This window comes from Corynebacterium sp. (assembly GCF_012838985.1).
Lineage (GTDB): Bacteria > Actinomycetota > Actinomycetes > Mycobacteriales > Mycobacteriaceae > Corynebacterium.
On record NZ_DUOE01000023.1, the window covers coordinates 1 to 1,889 of the forward strand.

Below are 1,889 nucleotides of genomic sequence, written 5' to 3' on the forward strand. Positions count from 1 at the left end.
ACCCGCGAGATTCACCCGCGAGATTCATCTGCACGATTCATCCGCGCGGTGAACCCGGCACCGGCCCGCGCACGCGAAAACCCGCGTCCCCCAATCGGGGAACGCGGGTTTTTAAGTTGATGACCTCAGCCGGCGACCCTGGTCGACCGCGCAGGTCACGAAGCTCCGCTTACAGCGAGGCGTCGTAGATGCCCTGGACGGACTCCGACATGGTGGCGTCGAACTCGTCGTCGGACTGCTGGGCGGTCAGGCCCTCCGTCAGCGCACGGGAGAACGAGGCGATCATGCCCGTCTGGCGGGACAGGCGCTCGTTGGCCTCCTCGCGCGGGTAGCCGCCGGAGAGGGCGACGACGCGCATGCACTTCGGGTGCTCGACCAGCGGGGCGTAGGCGTTGTCCTTGGACGGGATGGTCACCTTGATCATGACCTTCTGGTCCTCGGGCAGGGCGTCGAGGTGCTTCAGCAGCTCGGCGAGGAGAATCTCCTCCGCCTGCTCCTTGTCCGCGGCGTTGATGTCGACCTCGGGCTCGACGATCGGCACCAGGCCGTGGCCCAGAATCTGCTTGGCCCACTCGAACTGCTGATCCACGACGGCCTTGATGCCCTCTTCGTTGGCCTCGCCGACGAAGGAGCGCATCTTGGTGCCGAAGATGCCCTTGGCGACCGCGCGCTCGAGCACGGAGTCGAGATCCGGGAACGGCTTCATGATCTGGACGCCGTTCTCCTTCTCCGCCAGACCCTTATCGGTCTTCAGGAAAGGAACGATGCCCTTCTCCTCCCAGAGGTACTGGGCGGTGGGGACGCCGTCGATCTCGCGGTCCATCGTCTGCTCGAAGAGGATCGCGCCGAGGATGCGGTTGTCGAACGCGGGGGACTTGATGATTCGGGTGCGCATCTGGTGCACCAGGTCGAACATCTCGTCCTCGTTGGACCACTGGTCCTCGGTGACGCCGTACAGGCCCAGGGCCTTGGGGGTGGAGCCTCCGGACTGGTCCAGAGCGGCGATGAAGCCCTTGCCCTCGGTCATCAACTTTGCCTGCTCGGTGTTCATACGGGTCCTTTCGTCGGGAAAGAGGTTCGCACCCGATCCTAGCCAAGGTGACGGGGTACCGCCCGGGGAGAAATAGGCTTCCCCTACCCCAGGGGGTCGTGCCGGATCTGGCTTTCCGAGGCCCCGGCCGCAAGCAGCACTTCCCGTGTGGCGCGAATCATTTCGGGGCCGCCCCCGATGAGGATGCGGCGGTGCCCCGGGTCGACCATGCGGGCGGCGACGTCGGCGGCGGTGCCCAGCCACGGCAGTGGGGCGCGGGGGTGCTCCGAAAAGGGCGTGGCCTGCGTGTACGGGTCGTCGTCGCGCTTTTCGACGGCGGTGGTCACCGTCAGGTGGGGGAGCGTCTGCGCGAGGTCGGTGAGGGTGCGCAGGTCGTGCAGTTCCCCGGGGCTGCGGGCGCCGAAGACGAGGTGGGTGCGCGGGGGTTCCGGCAGTTCGGCGTGCGAGTAGATGAGGGCGCGCAAGGGGGCGACGCCGGTGCCGCCGGCGACCATGAGGAGGTCGGTGCCGTCGGTCGGGTCGAAGTCGCCGAGGGTGCCGCGCGGATCGGAGATGGCCCACTCGTCGCCCTGCCGAGTGGTGGCCACCAGCGGGCGGGTCATCGGGTCGGAGGGGTGCACGCGGACGTGGAACTCGAGCAGGCCCTCGCGGTTCGAGGGGACGGAGGGCCACAGGCGGCGCCAGGTGCCGGGCATCATCAGCGGGTTCACGGCGACGTGCTGGCCGGGGCGGTAGGGCACCGGGTCCGGCGTGTGCAGGCGGATGACCGCCACTTCGCGGGAACGGCGCTGCACCTCGAGCACGCGGGCCGGCCAGGTGTCGGGGCGGGCGCCGTCGT

2 protein-coding genes are annotated in these 1,889 nt (G+C 68.6%); both read right to left on the reverse strand.

Going from position 1 to position 1,889, the window contains the following annotated elements:
- Positions 1–169 precede the first annotated feature (169 nt).
- Positions 170–1,051, reverse strand: coding sequence for a fructose bisphosphate aldolase (locus GXZ33_RS00990; protein WP_291339003.1), 882 nt, complete (start codon positions 1,049–1,051; stop codon positions 170–172).
- Between the two features lie 83 nt (positions 1,052–1,134).
- Positions 1,135–1,889, reverse strand: a 755-nt coding sequence (locus tag GXZ33_RS00995) for an FAD-binding oxidoreductase (protein WP_291339004.1), incomplete at its 5' end; no start/stop codon positions are given.

Excerpts from the sequence above, each read along its gene's own strand:
- GXZ33_RS00990 (WP_291339003.1), bottom strand. The coding sequence starts at position 1,051 with ATGAACACCGAGCAGGCAAAGTTGATGACCGAGGGCAAGGGCTTCATC.